Annotated in this window: 19 protein-coding genes; 6 read left to right on the top strand and 13 right to left on the bottom strand. The window is 75.1% G+C overall.

Annotated features, from left to right (window positions below):
- Positions 1-17: 17 nt before the first annotated feature.
- The 3 genes from BM414_RS07490 to BM414_RS07480 form a co-directional block, all read right to left on the bottom strand.
- Positions 18-926: a septum formation family protein gene (locus tag BM414_RS07490; RefSeq protein ID WP_093578833.1), complete on the bottom strand. Its 909-nt coding sequence runs from the start codon at positions 924-926 to the stop codon at positions 18-20.
- A gap of 70 nt (positions 927-996) precedes the next feature.
- Positions 997-2,778: a proteasome ATPase gene (gene arc, locus BM414_RS07485; protein ID WP_093578832.1), complete on the bottom strand. Its 1,782-nt coding sequence runs from the start codon at positions 2,776-2,778 to the stop codon at positions 997-999.
- A 142-nt stretch (positions 2,779-2,920) separates the two neighbouring features.
- On the bottom strand, positions 2,921-3,850 hold the full coding sequence (locus BM414_RS07480; RefSeq protein WP_281246717.1) for a tRNA (adenine-N1)-methyltransferase: 930 nt from the start codon (positions 3,848-3,850) through the stop codon (positions 2,921-2,923).
- 86 nt (positions 3,851-3,936) lie between these two features.
- On the opposite strand from BM414_RS07480, the gene BM414_RS07475 reads away from it, so the two are divergent.
- Entirely contained in the window at positions 3,937-4,860 is a 924-nt protein-coding gene (locus BM414_RS07475; protein ID WP_093578831.1) for a RecB family exonuclease, read from the top strand.
- An 81-nt stretch (positions 4,861-4,941) separates the two neighbouring features.
- Here the strand turns inward: BM414_RS07475 and BM414_RS07470 are convergent, their stop codons facing one another.
- Both BM414_RS07470 and BM414_RS07465 read right to left on the bottom strand, forming a co-directional pair.
- Entirely contained in the window at positions 4,942-5,721 is a 780-nt protein-coding gene (locus tag BM414_RS07470; protein ID WP_175551480.1) for an isocitrate lyase/PEP mutase family protein, read from the bottom strand.
- Positions 5,718-6,293: a hypothetical protein gene (locus tag BM414_RS07465; RefSeq protein ID WP_093578830.1), complete on the bottom strand. Its 576-nt coding sequence runs from the start codon at positions 6,291-6,293 to the stop codon at positions 5,718-5,720. The genes BM414_RS07470 and BM414_RS07465 overlap by 4 nt, the downstream gene beginning before the upstream one ends.
- A 63-nt stretch (positions 6,294-6,356) precedes the next feature.
- Here BM414_RS07465 and BM414_RS07460 point away from each other — a divergent pair, with 63 nt between their 5' ends.
- Positions 6,357-6,815 (top strand): hypothetical protein, encoded by a 459-nt coding sequence (locus BM414_RS07460; RefSeq protein ID WP_093578829.1) that lies wholly within the window; start codon positions 6,357-6,359, stop codon positions 6,813-6,815.
- An 88-nt stretch (positions 6,816-6,903) separates the two neighbouring features.
- Positions 6,904-8,076 carry a metal-dependent hydrolase family protein gene (locus tag BM414_RS07455; protein WP_093579034.1) on the top strand — a complete coding sequence of 391 codons (1,173 nt, stop codon included), beginning with the start codon at positions 6,904-6,906 and terminating at the stop codon, positions 8,074-8,076.
- A 4-nt stretch (positions 8,077-8,080) separates the two neighbouring features.
- Here BM414_RS07455 and BM414_RS07450 read toward each other — a convergent pair whose 3' ends face one another.
- Positions 8,081-8,785 carry an HAD family hydrolase gene (locus BM414_RS07450; RefSeq protein ID WP_093578828.1) on the bottom strand — a complete coding sequence of 235 codons (705 nt, stop codon included), beginning with the start codon at positions 8,783-8,785 and terminating at the stop codon, positions 8,081-8,083.
- A gap of 793 nt (positions 8,786-9,578) precedes the next feature.
- Positions 9,579-10,250 (bottom strand): class I SAM-dependent methyltransferase, encoded by a 672-nt coding sequence (locus BM414_RS07445; protein ID WP_175551479.1) that lies wholly within the window; start codon positions 10,248-10,250, stop codon positions 9,579-9,581.
- Between the two features lie 165 nt (positions 10,251-10,415).
- Here BM414_RS07445 and BM414_RS07440 point away from each other — a divergent pair, with 165 nt between their 5' ends.
- Together BM414_RS07440 and BM414_RS29190 are read left to right on the top strand one after the other, a co-directional pair.
- Positions 10,416-10,919 carry a DUF5994 family protein gene (locus BM414_RS07440; RefSeq protein WP_093578826.1) on the top strand — a complete coding sequence of 168 codons (504 nt, stop codon included), beginning with the start codon at positions 10,416-10,418 and terminating at the stop codon, positions 10,917-10,919.
- Between the two features lie 84 nt (positions 10,920-11,003).
- Positions 11,004-11,144: a hypothetical protein gene (locus tag BM414_RS29190; protein WP_175551478.1), complete on the top strand. Its 141-nt coding sequence runs from the start codon at positions 11,004-11,006 to the stop codon at positions 11,142-11,144.
- 18 nt (positions 11,145-11,162) lie between these two features.
- On the opposite strand, the gene BM414_RS07435 is transcribed toward BM414_RS29190, so the two are convergent.
- From BM414_RS07435 to BM414_RS29180, 3 genes are read right to left on the bottom strand one after another with little or no spacing between them, the layout of a single operon-like run.
- Complete coding sequence (locus BM414_RS07435) at positions 11,163-12,485, bottom strand: ATP-dependent 6-phosphofructokinase (RefSeq protein ID WP_175551477.1); 1,323 nt, start codon at positions 12,483-12,485, stop codon at positions 11,163-11,165.
- A 53-nt stretch (positions 12,486-12,538) separates the two neighbouring features.
- Positions 12,539-13,543: a zinc-dependent alcohol dehydrogenase gene (locus tag BM414_RS29185; RefSeq protein WP_175551476.1), complete on the bottom strand. Its 1,005-nt coding sequence runs from the start codon at positions 13,541-13,543 to the stop codon at positions 12,539-12,541.
- A 2-nt stretch (positions 13,544-13,545) separates the two neighbouring features.
- Positions 13,546-15,870 (bottom strand): transketolase-like TK C-terminal-containing protein, encoded by a 2,325-nt coding sequence (locus BM414_RS29180; RefSeq protein ID WP_175551475.1) that lies wholly within the window; start codon positions 15,868-15,870, stop codon positions 13,546-13,548.
- A 98-nt stretch (positions 15,871-15,968) separates the two neighbouring features.
- Between BM414_RS29180 and BM414_RS07425 the strand changes: the two genes are divergently transcribed.
- The gene (locus tag BM414_RS07425; protein ID WP_093578824.1) at positions 15,969-16,322 is read left to right on the top strand and encodes a nuclear transport factor 2 family protein; all 354 of its coding nucleotides are present in this window, start codon (positions 15,969-15,971) and stop codon (positions 16,320-16,322) included.
- A 34-nt stretch (positions 16,323-16,356) separates the two neighbouring features.
- Here the strand turns inward: BM414_RS07425 and BM414_RS07420 are convergent, their stop codons facing one another.
- The 3 genes from BM414_RS07420 to BM414_RS07410 are packed head-to-tail and all read right to left on the bottom strand — an operon-like array spanning position 16,357 to position 19,179.
- Positions 16,357-17,382: an NAD(P)-dependent alcohol dehydrogenase gene (locus tag BM414_RS07420; protein WP_093578823.1), complete on the bottom strand. Its 1,026-nt coding sequence runs from the start codon at positions 17,380-17,382 to the stop codon at positions 16,357-16,359.
- Entirely contained in the window at positions 17,379-18,134 is a 756-nt protein-coding gene (locus BM414_RS07415; protein ID WP_093578822.1) for a metal-sulfur cluster assembly factor, read from the bottom strand. Before BM414_RS07415 ends, BM414_RS07420 begins: the two co-directional genes overlap by 4 nt.
- A 1-nt stretch (position 18,135) precedes the next feature.
- The gene (locus tag BM414_RS07410) at positions 18,136-19,179 is read right to left on the bottom strand and encodes an amidohydrolase family protein (RefSeq protein WP_093578821.1); all 1,044 of its coding nucleotides are present in this window, start codon (positions 19,177-19,179) and stop codon (positions 18,136-18,138) included.
- Between the last annotated feature and the right edge of the window lie 167 nt (positions 19,180-19,346).

The raw sequence follows: 19,346 nt of genomic DNA, 5'->3' as shown, positions 1-19,346 counted from the left end.
GGGGGCCGGGTCGGGCCTCAGGGACGCACCGACGTCGTCGTCCGGCCGCCCCCGGCGGGGACCAGCGCGCAGCGGGCGAACGCGGACTCCGCCCACTCGTCGGGGGTGTCGACCCACACGTCGACGACGTAGCCGTTGGGGACCTCCCCGCCGCCGTACTCCCGTGCCGGCGCGGTGCAGCTGCCGATCAGCGACTGGCGGGCCGGCTCGTCGGGGTACGGCGGGTCGTCGGGCAGCGGCGCGACCTCGGTTCCCACCGGCTCGGCCTCGTGCGGCTCCGAGCACGGGACCACCGAGTAGTCGGCGGGCGAGCCGGCGAAGCAGGCGCGGAAGGCGTCGTCGCCGGTCGCGAGGGCGCCCTGCAGGACGCGGGGCGCCGTCTCGGGCGCGTCGTAGCCGTAGTACACGTCGCACCGGGCCCACCGGGCGCCGGCGGCCCACTGCTCCTCGTCGGGCAGGTAGGCGGCGACGTAGGCGTAGGGGTCGTCGAGGTCGTCGCCGCCGAGGTACTCGCGGACGACGTCGAGGCCGCAGAGGTCCGCCAGCGCCCGACTGACGGGGCTGTCGGGGGCGTCGAGGTCGGCCTCCGTGGGGCGCGGGGCGTCGACGTCCAGGCCGCTCTCGCCGACCACCGCGGTCTCGGCGTCGTGGTCGCCGGAGCACTCCGCCTGCTGTGGCGGCTCCAGCGGTGTCTCCTCCTGGCCGTCGGCGAGCAGCCAGCAGGTCCCGGTCAGCGGCGCGGCCACCGGGTCGGTGCTGCCCGGCGGGGCCGGCGGCACGGTGGGCTTGGCCTGCTCCAGCCCCGCGTAGTAGGCCTCGCCGTCGACGGTCGTGCTGCAGCCGGCCAGGACGGCGGTGAGCACCCCGAGGAGGGCACCGGCGGCGATCCGGGCACGCCGGTGCCCGCGCCCCCGCGCTGTCGGCATGCCGTGGCTCCTCCGGACGTGCGCCGCGCGCCCCGGCCGCCCCGCGGAGGCGGGGCGGCCGGGGTGGGGCTCAGAGGTACTGGCCGGTGTTGGTGGCCGTGTCGATGGCCCGGCCGGAGTCACTGCCCTTGCCGCTGATGAGCGTGCGGATGTAGACGATCCGCTCGCCCTTCTTGCCCGAGATCCGCGCCCAGTCGTCGGGGTTGGTCGTGTTGGGCAGGTCCTCGTTCTCCTTGAACTCGTCGACGCAGGCCTGCATGAGGTGGCCCACCCGCAGACCGCTCGACCCGGTCTCCAGACGGTCCTTGATGGCCATCTTCTTGGCCCGGTCGACGATGTTCTGCAGCATCGCGCCGGAGTTGAAGTCCTTGAAGTACAGGACCTCCTTGTCACCGTTGGCGTAGGTCACCTCGAGGAAGCGGTTCTCCTCGCTCTCGGTGTACATCCGCTCGACGGTGCGCTGGATCATCCCCTGGATGGTCGCCTCGCGGCTCCCGCCGTTCTCGGCGAGGTCGTCCGGGGAGATGGGCAGCGTGGGCGTCAGGTACTTGCTGAAGATGTCGCGGGCGGCCTCGGCGTCGGGGCGCTCGATCTTGATCTTCACGTCGAGCCGGCCGGGCCGCAGGATCGCCGGGTCGATCATGTCCTCGCGGTTGGAGGCACCGATCACGATGACGTTCTCCAGACCCTCGACGCCGTCGATCTCGCTGAGCAGCTGCGGGACGATCGTCGACTCGACGTCGGAGGACACGCCCGATCCGCGGGTGCGGAAGATCGAGTCCATCTCGTCGAAGAACACGATGACCGGCGTGCCCTCGCTGGCCTTCTCCCGGGCGCGCTGGAACACCAGCCGGATGTGCCGCTCGGTCTCGCCGACGTACTTGTTGAGCAGCTCGGGGCCCTTGATGTTGAGGAAGTAGGACTTCGCCTGCCCCTCCCCCTTCACGGCGGCGACCTTCTTGGCCAGCGAGTTGGCCACCGCCTTGGCGATCAACGTCTTGCCGCACCCGGGCGGGCCGTAGAGCAGGATCCCCTTCGGCGGGCGCAGCTCGTACTCGCGGAACAGGTCCGCGTGCAGGAACGGCAGCTCCACGGCGTCGCGGATCTGCTCGATCTGCCGGGCCAGGCCGCCGATGTCGGAGTAGTCGATGTCGGGGACCTCCTCGAGGACGAGCTCCTCGACCTCGCTCTTGGGGATCCGCTCGTACACGTAGCCCGACCGGGACTCCAGCAGCAGCGAGTCGCCGACGCGCAGCGGCTGGTCGCTCAGCGAGTCGGCCAGGTAGACGACCCGCTCCTCGTCGGTGTGGCCGAGGACCAGCGCGCGCTGGGTGACGCCGTCGAGGGGCTCGAGGAGCTCCTTGAGCATGACGACGTCGCCCTGCTTCTCGAAGCCGAGCGCCTCGACGACGTTCATCGCCTCGTTGAGCATGACCTCCTGGCCGGGCCGCAGGCTCGTCGCCTCGACCGCCGGCGACACCGAGACGCGGAGCTTGCGCCCACCGGTGAAGACGTCGACCGTGCCGTCGTCGTGGCGGCCGAGGAAGACGCCGTAGCCCGACGGCGGCTGGCCGAGGCGGTCGATCTCCTCCTTGAGCGTGACCAGCTGCTCGCGCGCGTCGCGCAGCGTGCCGGCGAGCTTGTCGTTGCGCTCGGAGAGGAAGGCCGCGCGGCCCTCCGCCTCGGCGATCCGCTCCTCCAGCGCCCGCACGTGCCGGGGGCTGTCGGCCACCTTGCGCCGCAGCAGGCCGATCTCCTCCTCGAGGTAGGAGATCTGGGAGAGCAGGGCCGAGACGTCGCGCTCGCGCCGCGCTCGGAACTCGTCGGGACCACTTGCAGGACCGGGGCCCATCGCGCACCTCCGCACATCGGTGGAGCCAGGAGGCAAATCTATACACGCCCGCCGACACCGTGCCGGGGGCTCGCGCGGACCGTGACGACCTCGTCACCGCCGCCCCGCGGCACGGTCGTCGGTGCGGGAGGGAGCCCTCCCGCTACTTCTGCGGGCGGCGCTGGCGCATCGGTGCGACGGCCCCCTCGGCCAGGCGGCGCGCGGTCACGAGGAACGCGGTGTGGGCGACCATCCGGTGCTCCGGGCGGACGGCCAGGCCCACCGCGTGCCACGGGCGCACCAGCGACTCCCAGGCGTAGGGCTCGGTCCACACGCCCTGCGCACGCAGCGCCTCGACGTAGGTGGACAGCTGGGTGACCGTCGCCACGTAGCCGACGAGCACACCCCCGGGACGCAGCGCGGCGGCCACGGTGGGCAGCACGGCCCAGGGCTCGAGCATGTCGAGGACCACCCGGTCGACGACCTCGCCGGCGGGGTGGTCGGCGAGGTCGCCCAGGCGCAGGTCCCAGTTGGTGGGCACCCCGCCGAAGAAGGCGCCCACGTTCGCACGGGCGACGTCGGCGAAGTCCTCGCGCCGCTCGTAGCTGGTGACCCGCCCGGACTCCCCGACGGCGCGCAGCAGCGAGCAGGTCAGCGCGCCGGAGCCGGCGCCGGCCTCGAGCACGCGCATGCCGGGGCCGACGTCGCCGCTGCCGACGATCTGGGCGGCGTCCTTGGGGTAGATGACCTGCGCGCCGCGGGGCATGGAGAGCACGAAGTCGGCCAGCAGCGGGCGGAACGCCAGGTAGCCGGTGTTCGCGGTGGAGTGGACGACCGACCCCTCGGGCGCGCCGATGAGGTCGTCGTGCTCGATGGCACCGCGGTGGGTGTGGAACTGCTTGCCGGGGGTGAGGACGACGGTGTGCAGCCGACCCTTGGGGTCGGTGAGCTGCACCCGGTCGCCGGCCACGAAGGCGCCGGGTACGGGCGCGGCGACGTCGGCCGGCTGCTCCCCGCCCGCGGGCACCGGGTCGGCGGCGGGCGCCTGCGCGGCGCTCGACGCGGTCTGACTGGGCTCGGGCTGCGGGTCCACGGGCGGCCAGCCTAGGCGAGCGGGAGGCCGGGCCCTCCCGGCGCGGGCGCTCGGAACCGTCGGAGGGGCGACCTACCCTCGGACTCATGACGGCAGTGGTCCTCCCCGACACGGCGTCCGGCGGCGGCGAGCAGGCTCCCGGGGAGGGCGCGAGGGCACCTCGCCGGCCCTCGCTGTCCCCGAGCCGGGCGGCCGACTTCAAGACCTGCCCGCTGCTCTACCGCTTCCGCACCATCGACCGGCTGCCGGAGAAGAAGAGCGCCGCCGCGGTGCGGGGCACGCTGGTGCACTCCGTCCTGGAGCGCCTCTACGACCTCCCGCCGGCCGAGCGCACGGTCGAGGCGGCCCGCGAGCTGGTGGCCCCGGCGTGGGACGAGCTGCGCGCCGACCCCGAGGTCGAGGCGCTGTTCACCGCGGCCGAGGAGGGGCAGGAGCCGCCGTCGCTGGAGTCCTGGCTGGCCTCGGCCGGGAAGCTGGTGGAGACCTACTTCCGCCTGGAGGACCCGACCCGCATCCAGCCGGAGGGCCGCGAGCAGCTGGTCGAGGTGACGCTGCCCGACGGGCTGCTGCTGCGCGGGTACGTCGACCGGCTCGACGTCGCCCGCAACGGCGCGCTGCGGGTGGTCGACTACAAGACCGGCTCGATGCCGCGCGAGGCGTTCGAGTCCAAGGCGCTGTTCCAGATGAAGTTCTACGCGCTGGTGCTGTGGCGCACCCGCGGCGTCGTGGCCAGCCAGCTCAAGCTCATCTACCTCGGCGACGGTGACGCGCTGACCTACGCCCCCGAGGAGGGCGAGCTGGTCCGTTTCGAGCGGACGCTGCTGGCCATCTGGGCGGCGATCGAGCGGGCCGTGGCCACCGGCGACTTCCGGCCCAACCGCACCCGGCTGTGCGACTGGTGCGACCACCAGGCGCTGTGCCCGTCCTTCGGCGGCACTCCCCCGCCGTTCCCCGCCGAGGCGGCCGCCGCGGCCGGCTGGGCGACGCTGCCCATCGTCGAGCGGGACTGACGCCCCGGGCGGGCGGCACGGGCCACCCGCCGTCGCCCGCGGTCCGTCGCCTGGCACCGGCGAGTCCGACGCCCGGGGCAATCACGGAGGTCCTCCGCCGTACGCCGCCGTGCGTGCCTCCACCTCCGCGTAGGGCGTGGCGGGCGGAGCGGCCTCGCCGTCGCGCAGGCGGGCGGCCACCGCGACCGCGGCGTCCAGGGCCGCCCGGAACAGCAGCGAGCCGGTGCTCACCCGGCGCACGCCCAGCTCGGCCAGGCGCGGCAGCGGGTGCGCCCCGGCCAGCACGTTGACCGGCACCGCCAGCTCCGAGGTCAGGACGGCGATCTCCGCCTCGCCCAGCCGGCCGGGCACGAAGACGCCGTCGGCACCGGCGGCCACGTAGCGCCGTGCCCGGTCGAGGGTGGTCGCGAGGTCGGCGTGCTCCCCCAGCCAGTACGTGTCCACCCGGGCGTTGAGGAAGACCCCGGGCGCGGCCTCGGCGACGGCGGCCACCTTCGCCGCGTGCAGCCCCGGGTCGACCAGGCGCCCGCCGGTGCTGTCCTCCAGGTTGACCCCCGCCGCCGGCAGGCCAGCCACGAGCGCGGCCACCTCGGCGGGGTCGTCGGCGAAACCGTCGGCGAGGTCGACGGTGACCGGCACCGGCAGCCGCGCCAGCGAGCGCGCCAGGTCGACGGTGGCCTGGCGTCCCGCGCGGGAGGTGTCCGGGATCCCCGCGGCCGCGGCCACGCCGAGACTCGTCGTCCCGACGGCGGGATGGCCGTCGGCGGCCAGCGCCAGCGCCGAGGCGACGTCCCAGGCGTTGGGCAGCAGCAGCGGCGCCGGGCCGTCGTGCAGGGCGGCGAAGGCAGCGGCGGCACTCACCGGAGCACCTCCGCCCACGCCTCGGCCAGCGCCCGGCCCGGGCGGCCGTGCGATCCCCGCCCGAACGGCGCGTCGGTCAGGTCCACCTCCACCGTCGTCCCGTCCGGCGCCACCCGCCGGGTCACCGGCACCGGTGGTCCGGCCGCTCCCGTCCGTCGCTGCCCGATCAGCGCGCGCATCGCCGTGTGCGCCTGCACGAGCAGGCACAGTCGCGCCGCCGTCTCCTCGCTGCGCCCGCCGCAGGCGTCGACCAGCCGCTCGAGCGCGGCGTCGGCACCCGGCGACTGCGGCGCGTGCGGCTGGTACGCCGCCGCCACGAGGGCGACGTCGTCCAGGCAACCCGCCGGGAGGCCGAAGGCCTCCAGCAGCGCAGTGGTTGGGTCGGCAATTAAGTTGGGGATAACGGCCGAGGACGGGACGCGGTCGACCCTCGCCCGGCGACGGAGGTGCTCGGGGCCGTCGCAGAAACGGGGCACCTGCGACCGCAGCCAGGTCAGCCCGGCGCCGGCGGGCGGAGCGGCGGGCACCCGGTAGCGCGGGTCCTCGAGGACGGCGGTGGGCAGCAGCGGCATGCGCCCAGCCTGGCCGCGTCCGGCGGGGACCGAACCGTCGGGCGGCTGCACCAGGATGGCGCGGTGCCCCTGACCGCCGACTCGTTCGCCCGGTTCGCCGGGGTGCTCGCCGGCGAACGGGTCCGGCCGACGTCGCTGCGGACGGCGCGGGCCGAGGCGCGGCTGGCCGAGGCGCGCACCTGCTACGACCACCTCGCCGGTCGCCGGGGCGTGACGGTCCACGACACGCTCGTCGCCCGTGGCCTGCTGGCCACCGGCGACGGGCTCACCGTCACCGCCGCCGGGCGGCGCTGGTTCACCGACGTGTGCGGCGACGTGCTCCCCGGCCGCCGTCCCCTGGTCCGGACCTGCCTGGACTGGACCGAGCGGCGCAGTCACCTCGGCGGCGCGCTGGGCGCGGCGCTGCTGCGGACGGCCCTGGCCGAGGGCTGGGTGTCCCGCGTGGAGGCACTCCCCCGTGCGCTGGTCGTCTCCCCCGCCGGCGCCCGGGTGCTCGCCGACCTGCCCGCGGCGACCGGCTGACCACCGGTACGCGCCGGGTCCCCTCGACCGGGCGGCCTCCGGGCCCCAGCATCGCGGACCTCCCGCCGTGCACCCCGAGGAGGCCGACATGCGGGCCTACCGCGCCGACCGCGCCTTCGACGGGGACCGCGTCCTGCCCTCCGGCGCCCTCGTCCTCGTCGAGGACGGCCGCGTCCTCGCCGTCGAGCCGGCCGCCGCCGCGCCGCCCGCAGGAGTGCCGGTCACCTCGCTGCCCGGGACGACGCTGCTCCCCGGACTGGTCGACGCGCACGTGCACCTCTGCGGGGACAGCAGCCCCCGCGCGCTGGACCAGCTGCCCGAGCTGGATCCCGACGAGGTCGACCGGATCGTGGCGAGGAGCCTGCGGCAGCACCTGGCCGCCGGGGTCACCGCCGTCCGCGACCTCGGCGACGTGGGGTGGGCGGTCGTCGACCGGGCGCCGGCGACCGGCCCCACCGTGGTCGCCGCCGGGCCGCCGATCACCTCCCCTGGCGGCCACTGCGCGTCGATGGGCGGGGAGGCCCGGGGCGTCGACGCCCTGCGGGCCGCCGTACGCGAGCGCGCCGAGCGGGGCGCCGCCCTCGTCAAGCTCATGGCCAGCGGCGGGGCCATGACGCCCGGCACGGACATGGCCGCCTGCCAGTTCACCTCGGCCGAGGTGCGGGCCGTGGTCGAGGAGGCCCACCGGCTCGGCCTGCCGGTGACCGCGCACGCGCACGCCCTCGGCGCCGTCCGGCAGGTGCTGGCCGCGGGCGTCGACGGCATCGAGCACTGCACCGGCCTGACCGCGACCGGCTGGGGCCTCCCGCCGTCGCTGGCCGGGCAGCTCGCCCGCGCGGGCACCGCCGTCTGCCCGACGCTGGGCCTCGCCCCGGACGCCGTGCCGCCGCCGCGGGTGCAGGAGCTCATCGACCGGCTGGGCCTCACCGAGCAGGCGCGAGCCGAGGAGGCCGCCCGGCTGCACCGCGCCGGCGTGCGGCTGGTCAGCGGTGTCGACGCCGGCATCGCCCCGGGCAAGCCGCACGGGCTCCTGCCGCGAGCCGTCGGATCGCTCGTGGACGGCGGTGTGCCCGCGGCCGACGCCCTCCGGACGGCGACCGGTGCAGCGGCCGACGCGTGCGGCCTGGCGGGAGGCACCGGCCGGCTGGCGCCGGGACTCGACGCCGACCTGCTGCTCGTCGACGGCGACGCCACGACCGACGTCTCGGCGCTGGCGCGCGTGCGCCTGGTCGTGTCCCGTGGTCAGGAGGTCGGGACCTGAGCGGTCAGGCGCGCGGCGCGGCCGTCTCCCGGTCGAGCAGCAACCGCTCGAGGTCGGCGACGCCGATCCCGGCGAGGGTGTCGCGCAGCACCAGTCCCGGCGCGGGGGCCAGCGGCTGCAGCGACGGCACGCCGAGGACGGCGCACCCGGCGGCCAGGCCTGCCGCGACCCCGGCCGCGGAGTCCTCGACCACCACGCAGTCCGCCGGGTCGACGCCGAGGGCCGCGGTGGCCTGCAGGTACGGCGCGGGGTCGGGCTTGCGGGCGGGCACCTCGTCGCCGCAGACGGTCAGGTCGAACGGCGGCACGTCGGGGAACGCCCGCTCGACCTGCCCGATGACCAGGTCGGCGAGCCGGCGCGGCGTCGTCGTCACCAGGGCCGTGGGCAGCGCGGCCGTGCGGACCCCGGCGAGCAGCTCCCGCGCACCGGGCCGCCAGTGCAGCCCGCCGGCGAGCAGGCCTGCCACCGCGTCCTCCACCCAGGCGATGTCGGCACGGGTGTCCTCGGGGCTGCGCTCGAGGCCGAGGTCGGCCTGGAGGATCTGCATCGAGGTCGCCATGCTCGTGCCGACGGTGGACCCGCGCGCGGCCGCGCGCAGGTTCCCGCCGAGGCGCCGGGCCAGGCCGAACAGCGCCTCGCCCCAGTGCTGCTCGGACTCGACCAGGGTGCCGTCCATGTCGAACAGGACGGCGGCGAGGTTCTTCGGCATCAGGACTGCGGTCTTCCCTACGCGCTCGGCTCCCGGGTACACGACGGGTACACGTCAGGAACGTCCGTGGACAGGATCTCGGCCATCGCCGCACGCGTCGTGAGCTCGTCGTCGGGCTCCGGATAGCGGACACGCGGTCGGTGATCTCCGGTCCCGAGTGTCCCAGCCTGCGCGAGACGGCGACGCCGGACAGCCCGGGTGAGACGAGGCTCGCACCGACGTGCCGCCGGGAGTGCGGCGGGACGGGGAGGCGACGGTGCGCGGGCAGCGGCCGGACACCGCCCGGGCGGGGAGGACTCGCCGGTCGGACCATGACTCAGCGAGCTGCGGAAGGACAGGCTCGTGGACTCAGGCTGGCTCGAGGCTGGCGCAGATGTGGTCGACGATCTCCGGCTCCTCCAAGTCGAAGCGTCCGTGGTACTCGGCGTCGAGCAGTTCCCCGGTCTCGCCGTCGATGGTCAGCACCCACAGTCCGATGGCATGGGCTCCGCCCTTGACCTTCAGCGCCCTTGACCTTCAGGTGGATCCCGGTCCCGACGACGGTGACCGTCCCGTCCGCGTTGAAGGTGATCCGGTCCATGCCGCGGTCGGACGTGGTCAGGGGGCCCCCGAGGGGCCGGTCGACGTGGTCGTGAAACCGGGGTGGGCGACGATCCGTGTGATCTCGCCGGACTCGTCGACGTGCACCGTGGCCCGGAAGTGACCTCGGGAGGCACTCCTCACGTCGAAGCCGCACGCGTCGGTCAGGACCGGGTCGATGGCCGGGCACGGTACGAGGGACGGGAGGGCGACGTCAGGGCAGCGGCACGGCCGTGGACCAGACGCCGTCGTCGGTCAGCCGCCGGTCGGCGCGCAGGCCGGCGGCGGCGAGGTCCCGGTCGAGGTCGTGCAGGCGCCAGCGGTCGAAGGCGTGCGTCCACGTCTGGCCGTCGGCGTGGTAGTCGACGACCACCTCCACCCGGTCGCCGGAGCGCCGCACCGACCGCAGCACCCGCCGGATGCCGGCCTCCTCCCGCTCGCCGGGCGCGACGGAGCCGAACCAGGCCGGCGCGGACTGCTGCAGCACGACCACGCCGTGCGGCGCGACGTGGCGGCGGCAGGCCGCGAGGAAGCGGTGCCGCAGGCCGGGCGGCCCGTTGACCAGCGTGCTGGCCAGCAGCACGGCGTCGAAGGTCCGCCCGAGGTCGACCGCCTCGATGCTCGACAGCGTCGTCGGGAGGTCGACGGCGTGGGCGAGCATCTCCGGCGACTCGTCGACCCCGTGGACGGGGTGCCCCAGTCGCGCCAGTGCGCGGATCAGCCGGCCGGTGCCGCAGCCCAGTTCGAGCACCGAGGCGCCGGCCGGGATCGCGGCGTGCACGACCTCGGGCTCCCCCATGAGCGGCAGGCGCGCGTACACCTCGACGGGGCAGCCGTCGGGTGCGATCGGGCCGCGACCCGCTCCCCAGTACCCGTTCGTGCCCACGCCCTCCCCCTCCTCGGAGCACCCGGCCGACGACCCGGCGGGTGTAGGTTCAGCCCACGGCGCCACTGCGGCGCTCAGCCCCTCCGCTCCCGGAGGGAGATCGGCGGTCCCTGTCATGGGACTCACCACGCACGCATCCTCCCGTCGTCCGACCGCGAGCCGGTCGTGACCACCATCCGGGTCACCCGCCGCTCCTCCGCCGGCAGTGGGGACGCCGAGACCCCCGCCGTTCGTCCCGGTGCGGTCCGGCTCGAGCTCATCGACCCGGTGTCGGCCCGCACCACCCTGGACGGCGCCTGGCGGCCCCGGTCGTCGGACCTGACCACCGAGCTGGCCCCGTTGCTCGAGGAGCTGTCCCGTCGCGGGATCCGGGCGACCCGGGTGGCGTTCAACCCCGGCTCCTGGGCGGCGGCACCCCGCCGGCTGCAGGTCGGCGACCGGACCGTCCGGCTGGGCTGGTTCCGCCACCTCGACCCGCAGCTGCTCAACCTCACCGGCGACCTCAGGCGCGGCCGGGTGGACCTGCTCGTCGTGCCGCCGGACACGACGAAGGCCGACGCACGGCGCGCCTTCGCCGCGGCCACCGACCGCGCCAACTCCGCCGAGCCCACCGTCCTGCTGCACGATCTCGACGCCCCGGAACCCGACAGCGGGCAGCCTGCCCGCTGACCCCGGTCAGCTCGATCCCGGGGCGGCCGCCGTCGGCCCCGGGCAGCCGCCGGCCGACCGGCCGGCCCACCCGAGGAGAGCCCCATGGCCGACAAGTCGCCGCGCCACTCGATGTCGAAGAAGTCCGGCAAGTCGCTCAAGGAGAAGCGCAGCGAGCGCAAGGCCAAGGTCGACGACCGGTCGCAGATGGAGCGCCTGACCACCACCGCCGACAAGAAGCACTGATCCCTGCGGGGGCGGTGCCTACTCGAAGCGGACGGGCTGCCCGGTCGCCTCGAGCACCGACATCCACAGGTCGCCCAGCGGGTCGACGTGGTTGCGGCGGCTGACCGCCAGCGCCATCGGGATGTGCACGAACCGCCGGCGCCGGCGCGCCACGATCACCTCGGTGCGCCCGGCCATGGCCGCGTGCACCGCGGCGTGCGCCAGCCGGAGGCAGTACGCGCTGTCGTAGGGGTTGGCCGGGACGCTGCGGATGGCGTAGCTCGGGTCGAAGTAGCGGACGTTGTTCTCGACCTTCGCGTCGTCGAGGTGCTCGGTGATCAGCCGGCGCAGCAGCCGGCCGACGTCGCCGAGACGGACGTTGCCCGAGGCGTCGCGGCCGGGCTCGTGCTCGTCGATGTGCTCCTGCCCGGCGCCCTCGGCCACCACGACGACGGCGTGCCCGCGGTCCTCCACGCGGCGGCGCAGGTGCTCGAGGAAGCCGCGCTCGCCGTGCAGCGCGAAGGGCACCTCGGGGATGAGCACGTAGTCGGCGTCGTCCTTGGCCAGCACCGAGTAGCAGGCGATGAAGCCCGAGTGCCGGCCCATGAGCTTGACCAGGCCGACACCGCCGGGCGCGGAGCGCGCCTCGACGCTGGCGGCGTGGATGGACTTGGTCGCCTCCGACATCGCCGTCTGGAAGCCGAAGCTCTGGTCGATGTAGGGGATGTCGTTGTCGATCGTCTTCGGGATGCCGACGACGGCGATCTTCAGGCCGCGCTCCCCGATGACCCGCACGACCTCCATCGCGCCGCGGATCGTCCCGTCGCCGCCGACGACGAACAGGATGTTGATCGCCAGCCGCTCCAGGGCGTCGACGATGTCCTCCGGGTCCTGCATCCCCCGCGAGGTGCCGAGGATGGTGCCGCCCTCGTCGTCGATGTGCTGCACCACCTCGGGCGAGAGGTCGACGACGTCCTCGCCGTAGTGCGGGATGAAGCCGCGGTAGCCGTTGCGGAACCCGACGATGCGGCGGACCCCGTAGTGCCGGCACAGCTCGAGGACCAGCCCGCGGATGACGTCGTTGAGGCCCGGGCACAGCCCGCCGCAGGTGACGATGCCGACGCGGGTCTTGGCCGGGTCGAAGTAGATGCGCTTGCGCGGGCCGCCGGGCTCGAGGCTGGGCAGCTGCTCGACCGGGACGCCGCGGACCCCGGCCATCGAGATCGTGTCGTCGAAGAGGATGCGGTCGTCCTCCACCACCGAGTGCTGCGTCGTCTCCCGGGCGGCCAGCCGTTCGGCCAGCGGCGAGTCGATGCGGCAGGGCCCCAGCGTCCGCACGGCGAGGTCCTCGTGTCCGATCACGGGGAGAACGCTCCCACACCGGCACCCCGCCACTGCGCGCGGCACCCCGGTCGTCAGGTCGTCATGTCGACCAGGATCTTGGGGCCCGGTCCGGCTCCCCGGGGCCGCCGTCCGCCGAGCACGGCTCCCACCTGCTCCAGGCCCACGGTCGCGGCCACCAGCGGCCGCGGGTCGACGTCGCCGGCGGCGTAGGCGGCCACCGTGTCGGCGAGCCCGGGCGAGGCCGACAGGACGCCGACCGCCGTGACGTCGCCGAGCACCAGCGCCCGGGTGTCCACGGTGCTCGGGACCCCGGCCAGGCCGATGTACACGACCCGGCCGCCCGGCTCGACCAGGTCCAGCGCCCGCGCCGGGACGGCGGGGTCGCTGGAGGCGTCGACGACGGCGTCCAGCGGCAGGTCCGGCGCAGCAGCGGAGGCGGCGAACCCGAGGCTCCGGGCGAACTCCAGCGACGGCGCGGTCACCCCCAGCAGGTGCACCTCGGCGCCGGCGGCCCGCAGGAACATCGCCGTCAGCAGGCCGATCGTGCCGGGACCGACCACGAGCACCCGGTCGCCCGGGCCGGCGCCGGTGGCCCGCGCCGCGCGCAGCGCGTTGCCGCCGGGCTCGACCAGCGCACCCAGGACCGGGTCGACGGCGTCGGGCAGCGCGTGCAGCGACCGCGCCGGCACCGCGAGCCGGTCGGCCAGCGCCCCGGGCCGGGCGCCGCGGATGCCGACCTCCTGCCGCTGCGCGCAGACGTGCTGCTGCCCGCGGCGGCAGCGCCGGCAGGTGCCCTCGCCCAGCATCGTGTCGCCGGTGACCCGGCGGCCGGCCCAGCCCGGGTCCACGCCCTCCCCCACCGCGGACACCGTGCCCGCCCACTCGTGGCCGAGCCGCATCGGGTACGCGGCGTGCCCCTGGTGCAGGTAGGCCATCTCGCCGGTCCAGAACTCGACGTCGGTGCCGCAGACGCCGGCCCGCTCGACGTCGACGACCACCTCGCCCGGGGCCGCGACAGGGTCGGGCACCTCCTGCACCCCGCCCTGCCCCGGCCCGGTGACGACGAACGCGCGCACGCCTAGTCGACGAGGTCGAGCGCCGCGCCGACCAGCGAGTCGACGTCGAGGCCGTGGTACCGGTACACGCTGTCGAGGTCGCCGGACTGCCCGAAGCGGGTGACGCCCAGGTGCGCGGCCGGCACGCCGCGGACGCCGGCGAGGAAGGCCAGCGTGTGCGGGTGCCCGTCGAGGACGGTGACCAGCGGCGTGGCCCGGTCGGCGGGCAGCACGGCGTCGAGCACCCACGGCGAGGTCTCGTCGAGACCGCGCCGGGACTGCACCGCCCGGAACAGCAGCCCCGGGCTGGTCACGACGACGACGTCGGCGGGGAACCCGAGCCCGTCGAGCCGCTCGGCGGCGGCCAGTGCCTCGGGGACGACTGCGCCCATCGCGGCGAGGGTGACCGCCGGGCGCGGCGCCCGGCGCAGCGGGTAGGCGCCGGCCACCACCTGGCGGCGGCGCCGCTCGCGGGCGGCCCGGTCGGCGGGGACGGCGGCCAGCGCCTGGTCGACCGGCCGGGTGGACAGCCGCACGTAGGCCGACTGCCCGCCGGGGCGGCCCATCTGCCCGAGCGCGGCGAGCAGCACCCACTCGGTGTCGAGGGTGAACGCCGGCTCGTAGGACAGGCAGCCGGGCTGCTCCAGTCCGACCGACGGCGTGGTGATCGACTGGTGCGCCCCGCCCTCGGGCGCCAGCGTCACACCCGACGGCGTCCCGACCAGCAGCGACTGCCCGCCGGCGTAGATGGTGAACGACCAGGGCTCCAGCGCCCGCTCCACGAAGGGGTCGTAGAGGACGCCGACCGGCAGCAGCGGCTGGCCCCACCGCGACCAGGTGGCGCCCAGCTCGCCGATGGCGCCGACCAGGTTGGTCTCGGCGATGCCCAGCTCCACGTGCTGGCCCGAGGGCCGCTCGCGCCAGTGCAGGATCGTCTCGGCGTCGTCGGCGAACCAGTCGCGGCGGTCCTCGTGCGACCAGACGCCGACCTTGTTCACCCAGCCGCCGAGGTTGGTCGAGCTCGACACGTCGGGGCTGACGGTGACCACCCGGCGGCCCACCTCGGGCGCGGCCCGGTTGAGGTCGAGCAGCGTGCGGCCCAGCGCCGCCTGCGTCGTGGCGGTGCCCGACGGCGTCCGGCCGAGGTCGGCCGGCACCTCCGGGGCGGGGCGGTCCTCGGGCGCCGGGCGGCGCAGCCGCCGGGCGGCCGCCGCCAGCAGCTGCGCCGGGCGGCTGCCGTCGGGGAAGCCGGCCCAGGGCTGCGCCGGGTCGACGCCGACCCGCGCGGCCAGCTCGCCCAGCTGGGCCTCGGTGAGCAGCGCGGAGTGGTTCTGCGGGTGCCCCTCGGTGGCCAGGCCGTAGCCCTTGAGCGTGTAGGCGATGACCACCGTCGGGCGGGTGTCGTCGATCCGCGCGAACGCCTCGCGCAGCGCGCTCAGGTCGTGCCCGCCGAGGTTGCGCACCGCGGCGAGCAGGTCGGCGTCGGAGACCCCGGCCACCAGCCCGGCGATCGCACCGGCCGCCGGCCCCTCCCCCGGCAGCTCGCGGCGCACGTCCTCCGCCGGGCGCCGCAGCAGCCGCTGGTACTCGGCGTTGCTCATGCCGTCGATGCGGTCGCGCAGCTCGGCGCCGCCGGGCCGGGTGAACAGCTCCTCCAGCAGGGCGCCGTACTTGACGGTGAGCACCTGCCAGCCGGCCGCGGTGAACATCCCCTGCAGCCGGGTGCCGCCCATGGTCGGGACCACGCGGTCCAGCGACTGCCGGTTGAGGTCGACGATCCAGTTCACCTCGCCGAGCTCGGCGACCATCGGGTCGAGCACGGCCTCCCACACCGCGCCCTCGTCGAGCTCGGCGTCGCCGACCAGCGACCACTGCCGGCCGGTGCCGCCGGTGCCGAACTGGGTGTTGACGTAGCGGCGGGCCAGCGCGCCCCAGATCGGTGCGGTCGCACCGATGCCGACCGACCCCGTCGAGTAGTCCGCCGGGACGGGGTCCTTGAGCCGCGAGGGATAGGACTGCAGGCCGCCGAACTCGCGCAGCGTGGTCAGCCAGGAGGCGTCGAGCTGCCCGAGCAGGAACTCCAGCGCGTGCAGCACCGGCGAGGCGTGTGGCTTCACCGACACCCGGTCGTCGGCCCGCAGCTGCTCGAGCCACAGCGCCGTCATGATCGTGACCATCGAGGCGCTGGAGGCCTGGTGGCCGCCGACCTTGAGCCCGCTCGGGTCGGGGCGCACCCGGTTGGCGTGGTCGACGACCGCCGTGGCCAGCCACAGGACGCGCTGCTCGATCTCGCGCAGCGCGGCGTCGTCGGCACCGGTGGCGGGCGGCCGCGGGGCGGCGAGCGTCATGGGTCTCCTGTCGGGACGGCGGCGGGATCGCAGGCACCAGGATCGCGCGTGCCCGCCGGCACCCCGCGACGAGGTGCCGTGTGCCACCGTGCGCGGCCATGACCGCACCGGACCGCGCCGATCGGCTGCGCGCGCTCTACCAGGCCTTCACCGCCCACAACGTCGACGCGGTGCTCGCCGCCATGGCCCCCGACGTCGACTGGCCCAACGGCTGGGAGGGCGGGCGCCTCTCCGGGCACGAGGAGGTGCGCGGCTACTGGGAGCGCCAGTGGGCCGAGATCCGCCCGCTGGTCCGGCCCACCGGGTTCGCCGACCGCCCCGACGGCTCGGTCGCCGTCACCGTGGCCATGACCGTCCGCGACCCGGGCGGCACGGTGCTGTCGCGGGAGACCGTCCGCCACGTGTACCGGTTCGACGGCGACCTCGTGCAGCGGATGGACGTCGAGCGGTAGGCGCCCCCGGCCCGGGAGCCGGGGGCGCCACCGGTCACGGCACGAGGATCGCGCGCCCGCGGACCTTCCCGGCGTCGAGGTCGCGGATCGCGTCCACGGCCCGGTCGAGCGGGTACTGCTGGGTGTGCAGGGTGACCTTCCCGGCCTGGGCGAGCACCATCAGCTCGGCCAGGTCGGTGTAGGTGCCGACGATGTTGCCGACGATGTTCTTCTCCCCGGCGACGAACTCCAGCGTCGGGATGCGCAGCTCGCCGCCGTAGCCGATGACGTAGAGCGAGCCGGCCGGGCCGGTCATGCGCCAGCCGTCCATCTCCGCGCCCTGCTCGGCGACGAAGTCGAAGACGACGTCCGCGCCCCCGCCGGTCAGGTCCTGCACCGCCCGCACCTGGTTGCCGTCGGCCACCACGGTCTCGTCCGCGCCGATCTGCCGGGCGAGCTCCAGCGCGTCGGGGTTGCGGTCGACGACGACCACCCGGGTGCCGGAGAGCGCGGCCAGGCACTGGACGCCGATGTGGCCGAGGCCGCCGGCACCCTGTACGACCGCCGTGGTGCCCGGGTGCAGCAGCGGCAGGGCCTTGCGTACGGCGTGGTAGGCGGTGATGCCGGCGTCGGCGAGCGCGGCGACGTCGGCGGGGTCGGTCGACGGGTCGAGCTTCACGCAGGCGCGGGCGGTGGTGCGCAGGTACTCGGCCATGCCCCCGTCGTCGTTCGACAGCCCGGGGAAGAAGGCGTTCTCGCACTGCATGTCCCGGCCGGCGCGACAGGCCCTGCAGAGGCCGCAGCTGGGCTGCGGGTGCAGGATCACCGTGTCACCGACGGCGACGTTGGTGACGCCCTCCCCGACCGCGTGCACCCACCCGGCGTTCTCGTGCCCGATCACGTAGGGCAGGTCCGGGTTCTGCAGGTCGGCCCACTGGCCCTCGAGGATGTGCAGGTCGGTCCGGCAGACCCCGGCGCCGCCGATCTTGACGATGACGTCGAGGGGACCCCGGAGCTCCGGTTCGGGGACGTCGTCGATCGCGGGGTCGGCGTGGTACTCGTGCACGCGGACGGCCTTCATGGCAGGACCTCCAGGGGCAGGACGGGACGGTCGTCGGGGCGGGGCACCTGGTCGGCCTCGGCCCCCGGGTAGCGGGTGGTGAGCAGCCCGCGGCAGAAGTGGGCGTTGCCGTCGACGGAGATCCGCACCGACCGGGCGCGGCGCAGGACCATCGCCGCGTCGGCGGGGCCGGGGCGGGTGCCGTCGTCGTGGACGAGCACAGCGGCGCCGTCGTCGACCGGCAGGCCGACGGCGGCCCGCCGGCGCCGCAGGGCCGCGGCGGCGTCGCCGGGGAGGTCGCCGAGGGTGACCGCCCCGAGGTCGACCGACGGGTCGGCCCGGAGCAGGGCGGTGAGCGCCCGCTCCATCGCGGCGGTGTGCGCCTTGCGGGTGAAGGTGGCCCGCAGCTCGTCGAGGGAGTCCTCGGCCTCGGTGCCGAACGTGCCCCGGTAGCCGAGCCCGGCGGCCAGGCCGCGGTTGATGAGGTCGGAGTCGGAGTGGTCGTCGAGCTCGACGACCACCCGCTCGACCCCGGGGACGGCGCAGACCGCGTCGTGCGCGTCGGACACCATCAGCCAGGCGAAGTTGGGCGCGCAGAACGAGGTGGGCAGCCGCAGGTGCACCTCCACCGCCCCGCCGTCGACGGCGACCGAGCGGACGAAGCCGAGGTCGGTGACCGGCTCGTCCAGCTCGGGGTCGACGACGGTGCCCAGGGCGGCGCGGACCTGCTGCTCGGTGACCCCGGTGGCGAGGTCGGACAGGACGGCCGTCACCTCACACCGACGCCAGGTCGGCCGCGGCCGGCTCGCGCGGGCCGGTCCGGGTCTCGTCGGCCTCGGGCAGCCGCAGGTGCTCGGGGACGGGGAGGTCGTAGAGGCGGGCGGCGTTGAGCCCGAGGACCTTCTTCTTGAGCTCGGTGGTCAGCGGCGCGTACTCGGTCAGGTCCTCGGGGATCTGGAAGTCGACGAACCGCTCCACCAGCCACTTGGGCGTCCAGAGCGCGTAGTCGCTGGAGAACAGGATCCGGTCCTCACCGAGCCAGTAGACGAGCTCGCCCATGATCTGCGCGAAGTAGCGCGGGCGGGTGTGGATGAACGGGATGGCCACGGCCAGGCCCGCGACCACGTTGGGCTCCTGGGTGGCGATCCAGCAGAAGTCCTCCAGCCGCGGCAGCCCGCAGTGCTCCACCACGAACGTCAGGTCGGTGAAGTCGGTGGCCACGTGGTCGACGTCGGCGACGTCGAAGGCGTCGCGGTCCAGCGGCCGGATCGTCGGGCCCTTGTGGACGTGGATGTTCCGGATGCCCAGCTCGCGGCACAGCTCGAGGTAGCGGTAGGCCATCGGGTCGGTGAGCTTCCAGCCGCGGGACTCCCCGTGCCAGTCGGCGGTGTAGAGCTTCACGCCCTTGAGGTGCATCCGCTCGGCGGCGGCGCGCAGCGCGTCCAGGCCGTTCTCGCCGTCGCGCGGGTCCCAGTAGTGGTTGTAGGTCAGCTTCTCCGGGTGCGCCTGCGCGAGGGCGAACGCCTCCTCGGTCTGCCCGAACCCGCGGTGGTAGAACTCCGCGAGCCGCGCCGGCTGGAAGATCGCGTGGTCGACGATCCCGTCCACGAAGACGTCGCGCATCAGGCGCTCGCCGCCCTGGTACAGGTACTCCTCGTAGTCCCACACCTCGGCCTCCGGGCTGAGGTTGCGGTGGTAGTCGTAGAAGCAGTCGATGAACTGCTTGCCGTGCACGTTGCGCTGGTTCTCGGGGCGGGCGTCCCACAGGGCGATGTGCGCGTCCACGACGTAGTACTGCTCGCCGTCCTTGGTGTACATCCGTCGGCCTCCGTCGGCTCCGGGGCGTGAGCTGGATCACGTCTCCACCCGTGACGCTAGGTCGGGACGGGGCCGCCGCCCACGGCCCGGCTGTCCCACTTTGAGACGCCGCACCGCTCCTCCTCCGCGTACATTGCCGTGACACAGGCCACAGCCGGGAGGTGCCC

This window comes from Geodermatophilus amargosae (assembly GCF_900116515.1).
Taxonomy (GTDB): Bacteria; Actinomycetota; Actinomycetes; order Mycobacteriales; family Geodermatophilaceae; genus Geodermatophilus; species Geodermatophilus amargosae.
Note: the sequence above shows the minus strand (reverse complement) of the source record. Positions and strands in the feature narration are given on the sequence as shown.

Bases quoted from the DNA above. Each gene is read 5' to 3' on its own strand.
- BM414_RS07490 (WP_093578833.1), bottom strand. From the start codon at position 926: ATGCCGACAGCGCGGGGGCGCGGGCACCGGCGTGCCCGGATCGCCGCC.
- arc (WP_093578832.1), bottom strand. From the start codon at position 2,778: ATGGGCCCCGGTCCTGCAAGTGGTCCCGACGAGTTCCGAGCGCGGCGC.
- BM414_RS07475 (WP_093578831.1), top strand. From the start codon at position 3,937: ATGACGGCAGTGGTCCTCCCCGACACGGCGTCCGGCGGCGGCGAGCAG.
- BM414_RS07465 (WP_093578830.1), bottom strand. From the start codon at position 6,293: ATGCCGCTGCTGCCCACCGCCGTCCTCGAGGACCCGCGCTACCGGGTG.
- BM414_RS07455 (WP_093579034.1), top strand. From the start codon at position 6,904: ATGCGGGCCTACCGCGCCGACCGCGCCTTCGACGGGGACCGCGTCCTG.
- BM414_RS07450 (WP_093578828.1), bottom strand. From the start codon at position 8,785: ATGCCGAAGAACCTCGCCGCCGTCCTGTTCGACATGGACGGCACCCTG.
- BM414_RS29190 (WP_175551478.1), top strand. From the start codon at position 11,004: ATGGCCGACAAGTCGCCGCGCCACTCGATGTCGAAGAAGTCCGGCAAG.
- BM414_RS29180 (WP_175551475.1), bottom strand. From the start codon at position 15,870: ATGACGCTCGCCGCCCCGCGGCCGCCCGCCACCGGTGCCGACGACGCC.
- BM414_RS07425 (WP_093578824.1), top strand. From the start codon at position 15,969: ATGACCGCACCGGACCGCGCCGATCGGCTGCGCGCGCTCTACCAGGCC.
- BM414_RS07420 (WP_093578823.1), bottom strand. From the start codon at position 17,382: ATGAAGGCCGTCCGCGTGCACGAGTACCACGCCGACCCCGCGATCGAC.
- BM414_RS07410 (WP_093578821.1), bottom strand. From the start codon at position 19,179: ATGTACACCAAGGACGGCGAGCAGTACTACGTCGTGGACGCGCACATC.